Origin of the sequence: uncultured Gilvimarinus sp. (assembly GCF_963972205.1) — a bacterium.
GTDB classification, from domain to species: Bacteria; Pseudomonadota; Gammaproteobacteria; order Pseudomonadales; family Cellvibrionaceae; genus Gilvimarinus; species Gilvimarinus japonicus.
In genome coordinates this window covers 1-12,936 of record NZ_CAXAUC010000022.1, presented here as the reverse complement: position 1 = coordinate 12,936, position 12,936 = coordinate 1, and the positions used below count along the sequence as shown (strand labels likewise).

The window sequence follows — 12,936 nt, the reverse complement described above, 5'->3', positions numbered from 1 at the left end:
TAATTTACCGGAGTAAGGCGCCATGCTGCACAAATTTTCCGTAAAAAACTTCCGAAACTTCTCTGAATGGCTGACTTTTGACCTATCCAGCCAGCAATATGAGTTTAACGGTAAGGCTGTGCGCGATGGCGTTATCGAACACGGTATGATTTATGGGCCCAATGGCGGGGGTAAGTCCAACCTTGGCCTCGCGATGGTCGATCCGGTACTTCACCTTATTGATTCGCCTAGCTACCTCAACACACTGGACACCAACTACCTTAACGGCAAACCTGGTGTCGAGCTTGCCGAGTTTGTCTTTGAGTTTCGTATAGATGGTGCTGCCATTGAATACCGCTACGGCAAGAAATCCGTGGCCCAGTTGGTTTACGAAACCTTAATCATTAATGACACGCCAGTACTCAATATTGACCGCCGTACATCCACTAAAGCCGAAATTCGGCTACCTGGGGCCGAGTCACTAAAATCGGACGTGGGAGATTCCAACATATCGCTCTTAAAGTACGTCCACAACAATGCACTGTTAGACGACACTCCCACAAAACGGCAGTTTGAAGCATTGCTGGATTTTATTGAGGGTATGGTCTTTTTCCGCTCACTGACACCTACCAACAAAGGCGAATACGTCGGTAAAAATATTGGTGTAAAACGCCTGTCACAGAGCATTATTGATGGTGGCTCGGTAAAAGAGTTCGAGAAGTTTCTAAACCAAGCAGGCATAGAATGTACCTTAATCGTCGATGCCAACAACAACGGTGAAAAAAGCATTTACTTTGATTTTGGCAAAACTAAACTAGAATTTGGTTCTGCCGCATCTACCGGCACCCTATCTCTCGGCATATTCTACTTCTGGTGGCTACGTTTTCAAAGTAAGCAGGTTACCTTTGCCTATATCGACGAATTCGACGCTTTCTACCACCACGCGCTGGCTTCAAGTATTGTGGAAAAGGTCGCCCAGTCCGACTGCCAAACCATTATGACCACTCACAACACTGGGGTTATGAGCAACGACCTGCTGCGGCCAGACTGCTATTTTGTACTGGATAAAACCATTCAACCCATCACCGCACTTACAGGCAAGGAGCTGCGCAAAGCGCATAACCTGGAAAAAATTTACAAAGGCATGTCCAGCTAATGGAACGCACTCTGTTTGTATTTGAAGGCATTAAGCCTGAAAAAGGGATTTTTAATAGCTTAGAAAACGCTTTTTTCAGCGGCGATGAAAGCCGAATTTTAATGACCTTTGGCCATGATATATACGAGCTTTATAAAAAGTTAGCGCAGGATGACGACCTCGACCCTTTTTCAATTATAAGCGACTTATCACCAACTATCCCCGACCAAGAACCCCTAGCAGACCTTCGCCGTGATCAAATCGGTCAAATTTACCTATTCTTTGATATGGAACCCCATGACGATCAGTTCGACGGACAAAGCCTGCTTGCCATGCTCTCCCATTTCGACAACGAAACCGAACATGGCAAACTGTTTATCAGCTACCCCATGGCCGAAGCATTGCGAGATATTAGCGATACTGAAGAATATTTAACCCGCACCGTAAACTTGCTCGATTGCACGGGAAAACGCTACAAAGGGCTACATTCAAAGCGGGGCGATCCCGCATTTCAGGATCTCAGAAAAATCGACAAATCGCTCTGGCAAACGTTAATTACGGCTAATGTGCAAAAAGCCAACTACCTTATTAGCGGGCAGCCAATCATTGAACCAGTCATTGACCAGCCACCAATTGCCCAAGCGCAGCTCGAAAATTATCTACCGCAAGGCCAAGTGTCGGTATTGAGTGCATTTCCGATATTTTTAGCGGATTATTTTGGCCAGAAGGTTTATGAGCTCTGAAAACTTACACTTCTAGCCTCGCCAGTTTTCTCTAATGTACCCTTTCACACCAAGCGCCGGATCATAACCAGGATACAGCTTCTGAAAATCCACGAGCGCCGACTCTAAACTATCGGTGTTCAGTATCTTTGTGTGTTTAACTAAATACAGAAATGCTATAGAAGGAGACCTGGACCGCCCTTGGTTGCAATGCAACAGAACTTTCCGCATTGGAAGCTGATTTTTAAGTGTTTCTATCGCCTTATTTACCACTTCTTTTGGTATATAGGCTGGATCGTCAGCATCCACCAAATTCAAGATTAATCGGTTTTCTCGCTCTGCCCAGAAGTACTCGGGGCTGGTCTTTGGCGCACCTCGGCTCCTGTAGCCGAGCGCCTGACGGTGGTAAGGCTCTTTGCAAGCCTGAATAAAGAACCACCCTGGCGAAGTGAGTATTGCGTGATAATCTCGATCATTCCCAACGAATAGATCCTTGTAGACTTCAATCATAAGAACTCCCTTTGTAAAGATTGACGTTTGGGCGAAAGCGCTAGCCCAAGCTTTCGTCATTCCCTTTCGTTTTCTGAACACAGTCATGTTCGATACAGCTAGTTTCAATCAGAGAAGCGAGACTTCCCACCATTGGCTTCAACGCACCAATTTCCTTACCAACCCCAACAATAGCCTCTTCAATTTTAAGAAGATAAGGTTTATTCGAAAATCCGGGCAAGCCGCTAAATTGGCGGACGTCAAAATGGCACAGTTCCGAGTGAACCTGTTTACCACTTAAGCTCTTCCACTCCACTTTTACTGTGAAGGGTTTTAACGGGTTCGGGGTTTCGCTTTTCTCAGCGCCAATTGGCCGAAATAGATTGAATCCGACAGCAAACAGAAAAGAAACCTTCTCCCCCTGCGGAATCAACGATATCGGAGGACGATTAATGGAAGGCTTTAAAATCAAATGATACTTGTCAAAGTCCTGTGCACCGCCTTCAAATGAAAACGTCACATCTCTGGCGGGCCCTGTACCGATGTTGGCTATTGCTATATTCAATCCACCGGTCCCGTCTGGATGGGGCTCAAAATATGCAAAGATTCTCGGCTCAGAGCCAGACTTCCGTAACAACCTATTTTCTCGCCACAGAAATACAGTGAGAAATGCGATTGCAACTGTAGATAAACCACTCAAGATGTCTACCATTCCCACCCAATTCTCCATGTTGCCTACCCACACAATAAAGCTATTCCATATCCCTGACATTTAGACCTCTACAGTTAAATCCCCAGCCAATAATTTAGGAAGCAACCTATCTCTTAGCTCGGCTGAAATATCAGAACTCGCAATTTTAGCTATTCCATTTAACCAATATGGAGCAACCAACTCTTGAAATTTACTTAAAATATCTTCACTAGGAATCACTACTGGGTAAGCTAAAAGGTCCTTTGCGCTTGCTCTAGGCATGCGCGTCCCGGTTGATCGCATAGTCGCGTAGTCCACAAATGCGTCTGAATAGGCAACAAGCGTCATATAAGAATGAAAGCTCTCCAGTCTTGGCCTGAAAATTAAAATATCAGTAGAGCAGATTCCTAACTGAGGGGCTATGCATACTTTGTGGAAATATGGCCTTAGCTTTCCGAACAGAAGATCTCCTTTCTGAAACTCTGATTTATTGCTTTCAACACTTTCACCTGAGGCGTGATTTTCAAGGAAAATTGACTTTCGACCAATGTGCTCAAGACCAACATAACAATTATAGTCGCCGGTATTATCTGCTTTCACATTATTCTTTACGTGAGCTGCGATGTCGCCAAACACGCCAATACCCCACCCCTCCGGAACCCACCCCAACTCTTCGGTAAACACAAAGCTGCTGGGAAAAAGTTGTTTGATCTCTTCCGGTAGCGGCGGGTGGGGGTTGGTGGCGTCGGCATTGGGGCTGGCACTTTGGGTTTGTTGGGCGCGAAGGGCGCGGCGTTTTTCGGCTTTGGCTTCCAGCGCGGGGGGAATGGGGTTGCCCGCCGCCAGGGCATTGTCGATTACCGGATCAAAATCCACAAACCAGCTTTTAAATAAACCCTGCGCTATGGATTCCAGTGTAGAATTGGTTTGGCGGTTTAGTTCGATTTTTTTGTCCATAGACCCCAATATATTCGCGATGTCTAGCTGACTTCTATATGGTGGGAATTTTAAAACTATTTTACGAAGCTCAGACTGCTTTATTCCTTTAACAGTGGTTCCCGTCGCTCGCCCATCTAGCTGATGCTGAACATAGTCTGAAATCATCAAATACTTCAAAAAAGTATTATCGAGTACACCTTGCTTACCCCTCAGGGTTATCACGCGCTGCGCAAGTGCAACTTTACGATCATCTAGCTGGGCAATTTCACCAAGTGGAGCTTCCGTTGTCATTACGACATCTCCGGGCTTGGGAAATCCGCGCCTCATCCAAGTATCATAATCTTCTTCTGCTATGTACTCAGCTACAGGATTGATAGTGCCGGACTTAATTATTTTAGCCGTAACTAGAGGTATACCGGAGGTGGTCTTCTTAGGTGTTTTACCCCGGTAGTCAATAATAGCCTCCATGCAATCTTCCAAACTACACTCGATCCACTCACTCCCCATAACCCAACCCCTCCAAATTCTTCTTAATCACCGCATCTAGCGCTTCGCTCTCTTTCATTTGCCGGTAAAGGGTTTGTGTCAATTCCCGCATTTTTTCTTCAAACACTTCGCCGTCGTCTTCTACTTCGGCAGCGCCTACGTAGCGGCCGGGGGTAAGGACGTAGTCGTTGGCTTTGATGTCGTCTAAGGATGCGCTGCGGCAAAAGCCCGCGACGTCTTTATAGGCGCTGACTTGGCCGATAATTGCTCCTGCATGATCGGCACTTCCGCCATTCTTGGCGGTCGCAAACCCGGCAACATCTTGGTAAGCGTCTTCTTCAGTGAGTTCAGGCGTGGTACCGCCGAGTTTTTCGATACTCTCACGCCACTCGGGGTCGGCCGGTGACTCTTTTGCATCCGACGTCTGACGTCCGACATCCGACGATTCATTCCGCCAAGTATGATAAGTCTCCGCAATCTTCCCAATATCCTCAACCGTCAATTCCTTATGAATCCGGCTGACCATACTGCCCATATTGCGGGCGTCGATAAACAGGGTTTCACCGCGGCGGTCGCGCAGGGGATTGCGGCCATCGCTAAAGGTTTGGGCGTTTTTGTTTTTGGCGATAAACCAGAGGCAGACGGGAATTTGGGTGGTGTAGAAGAGCTGGCCGGGCAGCGCGATCATGCAATCGACTAAATCATTTTCAATAATCTTTTTGCGAATCTCGCCCTCGCCTTTGGTGTTGGTGCTCATGGAGCCGTTGGCGAGTACAAACCCGGCCATACCGTTCTCGCTGAGCTTGCTGATCATGTGCAGTATCCAACCGTAGTTGGCATTACCGGTGGGCGGCACCTCGTAACCGGCCCAGCGGGGGTCATCGGTGAGTTCATCCGGCCCGCGCCAGGCTTTTAGGTTAAAGGGCGGGTTGGCCATGATAAAGTCGGCTTTAAGGTCCGGGTGCTGGTCTTTAAAGAAAGTGTCGGCGGGCACCTCGCCCAGGTTACCGGCAATGCCGCGAATGGCGAGGTTCATTTTCGCCAGCTTGTAGGTGGTGCCGGTTTGCTCTTGCCCGTATATGGAGATATCTTTTTTATTGCCCTGATGGTTTTCAATAAACTTAACGGACTGCACAAACATACCGCCGGAGCCGCAGCAGGGGTCGTAGATTTTGCCATGGTAGGGCTCGAGCATTTCGGCCAGCAAGTTCACTATACACTTGGGAGTATAAAACTCGCCCCCGCCCTTGCCTTCGGTGGCGGCGAAGTTGCCCAAAAAGTATTCGTACACCCGGCCGACTATGTCGATCTCGCTGGTGGCGCGGTCTTTGTGGTGGGCCTCGGCATCTTCCTTAACAATGGTGTCGATGTTGTTGATGGAGTCAATCAGCGCGGCCAGCTTGTTTACATCCAGCCCCAGGCGGCTGAAGTAGTTATCCGGCAGCGCGCCTTGCAGAGTTTTGTTGTTCTTTTCCACCGTGTGCAGGGCGGTGTCGATTTTAACGGCGATGTCGTCTTGCTTGGCGTGCTGACTGATGTAGTCCCAGCGGGCCTCGGCGGGCAGGTAAAACACGTTTTGCATGGTGTAAAACTCCACCATGTCGATATAGTCGCCCTGCCCCTCGGCGATTAGCGCTTGTTTGCGCAGCTCGAACTTGTCGCTGATAAATTTAAGGAAAATCAGGCTGAGCACCACGTGCTTGTACTCGGAGGATTCCACGCTGCCGCGCAGCTTATCGGCAGTGTCCCACAGGGTTTGCTCGAAGGTTTTAGTGGCCTTTTTGGCCTTGCTGGCTTTTTTGGGGGCTTTTTTTGGTTTTTCGTCGATTTTTTGCTCAGAGTTTGAGGCGTCGGCCATGGTATTGCTAGTCCCTGTTATCGGTATTGGCTAAAAAGCGCCCAACTTTGCGCGAGGCGGTTTTATGGAATGAGATACAGAGATTTTGCCTGAAATTGGCGTGTGTGTCTGCCTACACGAGAGCGAGGTAAGCACGTTGAACCCAGGCAGAACAACGCTTGGCAAGCGGGGCCACATGACGCGGCCCTGCCAATAAGCCTTAAAAGCGAGCCGAAACTCCAAGCCCACCGCTTACGGCGACTAGATCATCGAGACTGGGAGCGGAATCTTCATAGTCGCTGGTGTCGCGAACACTAAGCCAAAAATCTAGAGTCACGTAACTCCAGCTATAACCCAGGCCGCCGCCTAAGGTATAACCATTAACGTCTTGCTCGTAACTCCGGCGGTAGACTTGGTACTCGTGGGTTTCGTTGAACAAGCCGAGGGCACCATAGGCTCGAAAGCCTTGAGTGGAAAGGCCTGTACCTAACAGTACCGCGCCTTCAAGAGCGTCGACGCTGTAGTCGGAATCGTCTGTTTCTTCTTGCGCAGCATAGGTTATGCGAAAGGCGACATGGTCGTTAATAGCGCCAGTGGCGATTAGTGCCGGGCCACTATAGGCATCGCTGTCATCGTCACCATTATCGCTATAACCAATTACCGTTGCGTATGAAGCAACACCAATTGAGAAGTGCTTTTGAGGCTCAACCTCTTGTTGAGCGAAAGCCAGCGTAGGGGCAATAAGCATGGAGGTAGCAAGGAAGGTTTTTACATTCATTATCAGTCAAACTCCGTGATATTCATCGTAAGGCTTTCCGTAAAGCCTGATCGTCAATTTACCCATCTAGCGGAAGGCAAATTGGCGCGAGAATCTACCAGAGTGTGTAATGAAATACCATTCTTTCCTTTGGTTAAATTAACGATGCCGATTGGGACGTAATGAATCGATGCTTCTATTCGATTAACGGGTCTTACCCGTGACATCTTCGCAGACGTAAGCCTTTGTGACAGAGAATACCTAATCAAATCATGTCCTGAGCCGAATAATTGCGGTATTCGGCTCAGAATACAGGCGTAAACCTTTAGCGTTCCACCCACTCCTCCATCCCCATAACCTCAGCATAGGCAAACGCCAAAGCCGCCATAGACGACGCATGCACTTGCGCCGCCGGAATATTCACGCCGTTAAATCCCAAAGCGCTATTACCGGCCTTTCGCGCCCAAACTTAACCACGGCGATAAGGCTATTTTAACCGTGCAGCACTGGCTAATTAACAAACGCTGCTGTGCGACGCCAGGCAAACAGCACCCGCCGCTTGCGCGCTCCGTTAAGCATTAATCCAATAATGCTAGCGCGCACCAGCACGTCATACAGCAACAAGCACACAGCGATGGTAATGCCAGAAATCAATATTAACTTTACCCCCCAGGGCCAAGGGATTTCGGCAAACGCAATTTGCAGCCATATAACAATAGGCAGATGAATTAAATACAGCCAGTAGGATGAACCGGCAAGGTAGCGCACCGTTTTACTGGGGCGGTTAAACAAACGTTTAAAAGCACCGATGGTGAGTGCCACCAGCGACCACATCATAACCGCGTAGCTGAATAAAAAGAGCGCTTTAATCAGCGGATATTGTGGGTGACCAGGCTGCCCCTCAAACCCCGATAAGAGTACGGCGGCCATACTAGCAACTACCCCGAGAAACACTTTGCCAACACTAATACGGCCAAAGGCCTCGATGACATTACCTTGGCGATGCAGCAACCAACCTAGCGCAAAAAAAACGCCGTAAATAAACAGTACCGGCCATTGCGGCACGAGAGATTTGTCGGGTGTATCCATGCCCCAGTGGCCCATAAACCACAGGCAAGCAACAGTAGGTATAGCGGCAACGATAAACGCTAAGCGCGAGTGGGCCAACCAATGTACGACAGCATCGACCCGCTGGGTAAGCGCTCGATAGCTGCGCGGATGCCAGACAACGATCTGGCGCATTAGCAAAACAGCGGCGGTCGCCAACAACAAGTAGTACAAAAACCATAGGTGCGTACCGGTAAAAGCCGCGTTTAAAGAACCCAATACCACGTTAAAGCCCTCATTTAATGAGGCGATAATAGCAACCTCCCCACGCAAGCTTTGCATGCCCATCACCCACCCCGACACTAGCAGCGGGCGCAATAAAAACCAGCCAACCACAAAGGGAATAACAATGCGGATAAGCCGCGATTGTATAAAACCCGTAGCGCCTTTGCGATGAAACGTCATATGGCTAAAAAAACCGGCCACCAAAAAAAATAGCGCCATCCGAAAAGAATGGCTAATCAGCATAAACGTGCCCACCAGCGCGCTGGTGGATATATCCATTATCGCCCAACCGATATACACCGGTAAGAACGATAAACTGGCGTGAAAAACGATGCCCAACAACAACGCAAACGCGCGCACGGCATCAAGGTAATCTAAGCGTTGAAGCGCTTGGTTTGACGTAGTCATGGCAACGGCCCGTAGTAAGAAGTGTAAGTATGTTGCAGAGCCGCCCACTGGGCGCCCCGCTACATGCCCAGTTACCTGTTAATAAAAACTGACTGAATCCAGCGCGACATCAAAGCGCTCTGGCTGCATGGCATACGCAACAATACTGATACCATTTACTGTCGTGGGGTTGAGTGGAGTCTGCTCGGACCAGGCGCGCTTTAACGATGCAAACGGCACCTTTACCTCGTGAAACTCGCCATCTTGAGTGACCGTAATGGGGGCGGCGTGATAGTCAAAGTTAGTGACCTCAGTGCTGTTAACAGAAACCGACAAGTTGCCTTTAGTGAGCTTTACCCGTAACACCAACCCCTCATAAGGGCTAGCGTCCTGTGCGCCTCCCTCTATGTCGAGCGGCAGTACGTAGCTCACCCAACCCAGTTGGCCACGGGCGGGCACAATCTCGCCCTGAAGGGTAACCACGCCCCTCTCTACACTTTGCGTTGCACTGGACCCACCGCCCATCACGGCATCGGTGAGCAGCTGGCGCGGCAGGTTAAGTTGGTTATTGACGACATCATCAAAGGTATCGACGTGAGGCGCGAGCGGTGCGGCAAAGGCGCTGCTGGCACAAACCACAGCGGCCATAAAAGTCAGTTTTTTAAGTATGGTTACCTTAGCTGGTTTAAACCTTGTCATACTGTGTGCTCCTAATGAAATAATGGGTGGCTCGGAATTCTCCAACGAGTGCGAGCAAGCTGTTGCTATAAACCCGGCCAGAAAAACACGCCGGTACATACGCGTCGGGGTATAAGTGCCTTGAGCAAAACAAAAGGTGACAAGTTTTTATAAAAAATCAGACAAAGAATTAATTTAATAAAAGCCGTCACCTTTTACCGACAAATAGGCACTTATACCTTTTAAGCTGGAAAAACAAAGCTATGGGCTTTTTTAAAAAGCGTATTAACTACAAAAATTCAGCCGATACCAGCCTAGTACTGGCAGCCATCGGGGGCGACCGCGACGCCTTTGGCGAAATCGTCGGCCGCTACCAAAGCCTGCTGTGCTCGCTTGCGTACTCATCGGTGGGTGACTTAAAACACAGTGAAGATATTGCGCAGGAGACCTTTGTCGAGGCTTGGCGCAAGCTAGATACTCTGAGTGACCCGGCCAAACTTAAAGCGTGGCTATGCGGTATTTTGCGCTTTAAAATCAGCCGCTACCGGCGCAAAGAAACCCGCCACGCGCCCCAGCCCACAGACGAGCTGCACGAGCAGGTGGCTGAACACAGCCGGGTGGATGACGCGGTGATACAAGAGCAAGAGCAAGCCCTACTCTGGCAAGCGTTGCAGCAACTGCCCGAGACCTACCGCGAACCACTGGTCTTGTTTTACCGCGAACAACAATCGATCGAACATGTGGCGGCGGAGCTGGAGTTATCGGAAGACGCGGTAAAGCAGCGGTTATCGCGCGGGCGCAAAGCGTTGCAGAAAGCCATGGTCACCTTTGTGCAAGACACTCTTGCCAAAAGCAAGCCAGGCGCCTCCTTTACCATGGCGGTGTTACTGGCCATTAGCACCATATCGGCGCCCAAAGCCAAAGCGGCTTTGTTTAGCGCTGGCGTCGCGCACACCGGCAGCGCCATCAAGTGGGGCAGCTTTCTGACAATAATGGCGTCTTTTTCGGGGGTGATCGGCTCGTTTTTTAGTGTGCGGGCAAGCCTCGCGCAATCGCGCACCGAGCGTGAGCGGCGCGCCACCCTCAAAATAGTAGCATTGTACTTTTTGGTGGCGGCGGTTTTTGTCGCCGGTATGTTTTTGCTTAAGTATGTGGCACTGGCAAGCACGGCTTATCAAAGCCTTTACGCCTTGGGCTCGCAGCTTATGGTATTTGGGTTTATTGCCGCCTATCTAGCGTTGTTAACGCACATGCTTATCAGCCAGCCGCGGCTGCGGACTCAAGAACGCCAACGTCAGCCCGAGGCTTTTCTCGCCGAGTATGATCAGGTGAATTCCAAGCGGCGCGAATACAAAAGCCGGCTTTCGCTTTTTGGTATTCCTATTATTCACGTCAAGCTGGGCTTGCCCGAGTTGCATGAGAAACCCGCCTTTGGCTGGATTGCCGGTGGCGATAGAGCCTACGGGTTAGTGTTTGCCTGGGGCGGCTTGGCAGTGGCACCTATTAGTGTCGGTATTGTATCGCTAGGCGTGATAACGGTTGGCGCGTTAGGGTTTGGCGTTCTCGCCGCCGGCACCGTTGCCGTTGGGGTTATCGGCTTTGGCGCCTCGACCATCGCTTACAAGGCCTACGGATCGCTCTCAGCGCTTGGCTGGGAGAGCGCATGGAGTGGCAGCTTTGCCATCGCCAAAGACGCCGCTATCGGCCCTATCCCCTTTGCTACGCTGACCAATAGCGAGCCCGCCGCCGACATCGTTCAGCTTACCGCGCTGAGCCAAAACCACCTATGGGTGCTGGGCGCCATGAGTATACTGGTGATCGCCCCCGCAGCATGGCACTCCAATATGGTGCGCAAACGCATAGCGGAACAACACAATAACACGGAGTAATACCGCCCAGTCAGCATCCCCCTGCCGTATTATTGCGGCATACTAGGAAGCCTTGCAAAACTTGGGCGTTATTGCACATAAAAAGCCCACCTCCTTCGAGGTAGGCTTTGACTTATATGGCTCAGGATGATGCGAATAACAACGCCAACCATTTGATTTAAAATAAAATAGGCTTATTCGAGAAACAGCAACACCCACGCACTATTTTTGTTGCTTTGAAAATAATTTAAATACTGGTGGGAGAAGAGATCTCTTCACGAGCTTTTCGCAGTTCGGCAGCGCGCTTCAATTGGGCCTGCTGGCGCTCGGTAGCTTTTTTAAGGACGTCAGAGTACACGCGCTTTTTTTCGCGAGAGGACGCGTTGCGAATAAAATCGGAGAATGGCGTGGAAGCCACCTTTTCTGATGAGCCAAATAACTTCATATTTCCAGTTTAGCAGAAAATTGTACCTTTAAGGTATCCAACAAAGAGGCGGGAGTATACTTTTCGTCCAGATAATGGTCAATCCTGTCGATATTAGCCTTATAACTTCGGGTGGTGTTATCGCTATTCTTAAGCAATAAATCTATCTGTATTCGGCGCCCAAAGTCTACCTTTAACTGATTAACTACCTCCCGAGCAGCGAAGTACTGATCAACAAACCGCTCCAACGGTATTCTTCTGCCTTCGTCAACCTCTCGAGCTTCTACAAATTCCCACGCTAATAGGGGTTTCTGATAAACGTACTGGATCAATACAAACCTATGGCGGTTTAGAGAGCGGGCAATATTCTTATGTGCTTGGTCATAATTGGAAAGAGTCCCGTCCAACACAAAACTTTGCCCACTCTTGATGGCCAGATCATGTATCTTATTAACAATAATAGACACCGCCCCCTGGAAAAGATAACTATTGTCCCCGCTATAGTGCGGAAAACGCTCGCGCAGCTCATCTGGGTCTATCCTGAGAACACCAGTCTCCGGGGATGTAAACTTTTCGATCAACTCAATCGAAGCTTCTGTTTTTCCTGCCCCAGGCGACCCTGCCATAAACACAGATACTGGGGAGATCTCTGAAGGAAAAGCCTTTTTGCAGGTGAGCTCCTTTGCTATCTGGCCTTTATTGCACCTAGCAAACTCCTCAGCCTCTTCTTTTATTTTTTGCTCTGTGGCACTCAGCTCCATGGCTATTCCGCCGGCCAAAATACCCGAATTAGGGGCAGCAAAGCCCTGCCCTCTAAGTCGAAGCCTTCATAGTGGGCCACTATTAAGTCTGAGAGATCATCCATATCAACCAAGGTGAGCGGGAAGGTGCAGCGGTCGGCCTCATAGCGGGCTTCTCGGGTAAAACCACCGGAGCTAACAAACAAACCCGAGTCACCTTCACGCAAAGTTCCAATAAATCCACGAATAGAAGGTGCGCCCATAGCCCCGTCCCGATGTTTTACCTCAGCTTTTATACGTGGCTGGGTGAGGCCCAGGCCATCTGGCGAGGCTATTACATCTACCCCCCGGTCCGGGCCTTTGGGGGAGACTTTAGCTTTGTAACCCATAGCCCGTAGGATGGCGGCTACCATCTCCTCCATCTCTTCGGGCAGAAGTGAAGCGAGCTTGTCTTTGATCAGCTCGTGGCTCT

At 49.7% G+C, this 12,936-nt stretch carries 13 protein-coding genes; 3 read left to right on the top strand and 10 right to left on the bottom strand.

All coding sequences use genetic code 11. The annotated features are described in order from the left end of the window. The first annotated feature begins 22 nt into the window (after positions 1–22). Together AACY82_RS17335 and AACY82_RS17330 are read left to right on the top strand one after the other, a co-directional pair. Positions 23–1,135 (top strand): AAA family ATPase, encoded by a 1,113-nt coding sequence (locus AACY82_RS17335; RefSeq protein WP_339618114.1) that lies wholly within the window; start codon positions 23–25, stop codon positions 1,133–1,135. Then, on the top strand, positions 1,135–1,857 hold the full coding sequence (locus AACY82_RS17330; RefSeq protein ID WP_339618113.1) for a hypothetical protein: 723 nt from the start codon (positions 1,135–1,137) through the stop codon (positions 1,855–1,857). Before AACY82_RS17335 ends, AACY82_RS17330 begins: the two co-directional genes overlap by 1 nt. Positions 1,858–1,869: 12 nt before the next feature. On the opposite strand, the gene AACY82_RS17325 is transcribed toward AACY82_RS17330, so the two are convergent. The 7 genes from AACY82_RS17325 to AACY82_RS17295 all read right to left on the bottom strand — a co-directional run bounded on the left by AACY82_RS17325 (position 1,870) and on the right by AACY82_RS17295 (position 9,453). Beyond that, entirely contained in the window at positions 1,870–2,346 is a 477-nt protein-coding gene (locus AACY82_RS17325) for a hypothetical protein (RefSeq protein ID WP_339618112.1), read from the bottom strand. A gap of 40 nt (positions 2,347–2,386) precedes the next feature. After that, a complete protein-coding gene (locus AACY82_RS17320) occupies positions 2,387–3,055 on the bottom strand; it encodes a hypothetical protein (RefSeq protein ID WP_339618111.1) in 669 nt (222 codons plus the stop codon). A 42-nt stretch (positions 3,056–3,097) separates the two neighbouring features. Beyond that, on the bottom strand, positions 3,098–4,462 hold the full coding sequence (locus AACY82_RS17315) for a restriction endonuclease subunit S (protein WP_339618110.1): 1,365 nt from the start codon (positions 4,460–4,462) through the stop codon (positions 3,098–3,100). Next, entirely contained in the window at positions 4,452–6,299 is a 1,848-nt protein-coding gene (locus AACY82_RS17310; protein ID WP_339618109.1) for a class I SAM-dependent DNA methyltransferase, read from the bottom strand. Before AACY82_RS17310 ends, AACY82_RS17315 begins: the two co-directional genes overlap by 11 nt. A gap of 199 nt (positions 6,300–6,498) precedes the next feature. Further along, positions 6,499–7,056, bottom strand: a complete 558-nt coding sequence (locus AACY82_RS17305; protein WP_339618108.1) for an outer membrane beta-barrel protein — start codon at positions 7,054–7,056, stop codon at positions 6,499–6,501. A gap of 489 nt (positions 7,057–7,545) precedes the next feature. Further along, positions 7,546–8,775, bottom strand: coding sequence for an acyltransferase family protein (locus AACY82_RS17300; protein ID WP_339618107.1), 1,230 nt, complete (start codon positions 8,773–8,775; stop codon positions 7,546–7,548). 78 nt (positions 8,776–8,853) lie between these two features. Next, the gene (locus AACY82_RS17295) at positions 8,854–9,453 is read right to left on the bottom strand and encodes a CIA30 family protein (protein ID WP_339618106.1); all 600 of its coding nucleotides are present in this window, start codon (positions 9,451–9,453) and stop codon (positions 8,854–8,856) included. A gap of 242 nt (positions 9,454–9,695) precedes the next feature. Here AACY82_RS17295 and AACY82_RS17290 point away from each other — a divergent pair, with 242 nt between their 5' ends. Continuing rightward, positions 9,696–11,321, top strand: coding sequence for a sigma-70 family RNA polymerase sigma factor (locus AACY82_RS17290; protein WP_339618105.1), 1,626 nt, complete (start codon positions 9,696–9,698; stop codon positions 11,319–11,321). 226 nt (positions 11,322–11,547) lie between these two features. Here AACY82_RS17290 and AACY82_RS17285 read toward each other — a convergent pair whose 3' ends face one another. From AACY82_RS17285 to AACY82_RS17275, 3 genes are all read right to left on the bottom strand, one after another. After that, positions 11,548–11,745, bottom strand: coding sequence for a hypothetical protein (locus AACY82_RS17285; RefSeq protein WP_339618104.1), 198 nt, complete (start codon positions 11,743–11,745; stop codon positions 11,548–11,550). Beyond that, positions 11,742–12,485 carry a zeta toxin family protein gene (locus AACY82_RS17280; protein ID WP_339618103.1) on the bottom strand — a complete coding sequence of 248 codons (744 nt, stop codon included), beginning with the start codon at positions 12,483–12,485 and terminating at the stop codon, positions 11,742–11,744. The genes AACY82_RS17285 and AACY82_RS17280 overlap by 4 nt, the downstream gene beginning before the upstream one ends. A 2-nt stretch (positions 12,486–12,487) precedes the next feature. Next, positions 12,488–12,936 (bottom strand): restriction endonuclease (locus AACY82_RS17275; RefSeq protein ID WP_339618102.1); only part of this gene is annotated, 449 nt, incomplete at its 5' end.